General features: G+C 61.1%; 1 protein-coding gene. It reads right to left on the bottom strand.

Annotated features, from left to right (window positions below; all coding sequences use genetic code 11):
* Positions 1-581: adenosylhomocysteinase (locus tag JF66_RS19935; protein ID WP_035880628.1), on the bottom strand; the 581-nt coding region annotated here is incomplete at both ends.

Genomic DNA, 581 nt, shown 5'->3' with positions numbered 1-581 from the left:
GCGGCTTGATCTGTACCTTGGTCGCCCCCGGCAGCACCTCTAGGGCGGCCATGTCGATCTCGTTGTCGAAGTGACCCACGTTCGCGATGATCGCGAGGTGCTTCATCCGCAGCATGTGCTCCGTGCGGATCACATTGAAGTTTCCTGTGCCACTGACAAAGATGTCGACCTCCTCGACGACGGATTCAAGCTTCGCGACCTGGAACCCGTCCATCGCCGCCTGCAGAGCGTTGATCGGGTCGATCTCGCTCACGATCACGCGTGCGCCCTGACCCTTCAAAGCCTCGGCCGCGCCCTTTCCCACGTCGCCATAGCCGGCGACGAAAACCACTTTGCCCCCGATGAGCACATCGGTGGCGCGGTTGAGGCCGTCGGGCAGCGAGTGGCGAATGCCGTACTTGTTGTCGAACTTCGATTTGGTGACCGAGTCGTTCACATTGATCGCAGGGAAAAGCAGGGACTTATCGGCGAAGAGCTCATACAGACGGTGTACCCCCGTTGTGGTCTCCTCGGTGACACCGACGAGGTCAGCGGCGATCTTTGTCCAGCGGTCGGCGGATGCCGCGAGCGACACTCGAAGC

Source organism: Cryobacterium sp. MLB-32 (assembly GCF_000738085.1).
Taxonomy (GTDB): domain Bacteria; phylum Actinomycetota; class Actinomycetes; order Actinomycetales; family Microbacteriaceae; genus Cryobacterium.
The sequence above is the reverse complement of the archived record's forward strand: the minus strand, read 5'-3'. Positions and strand labels throughout refer to the sequence as shown.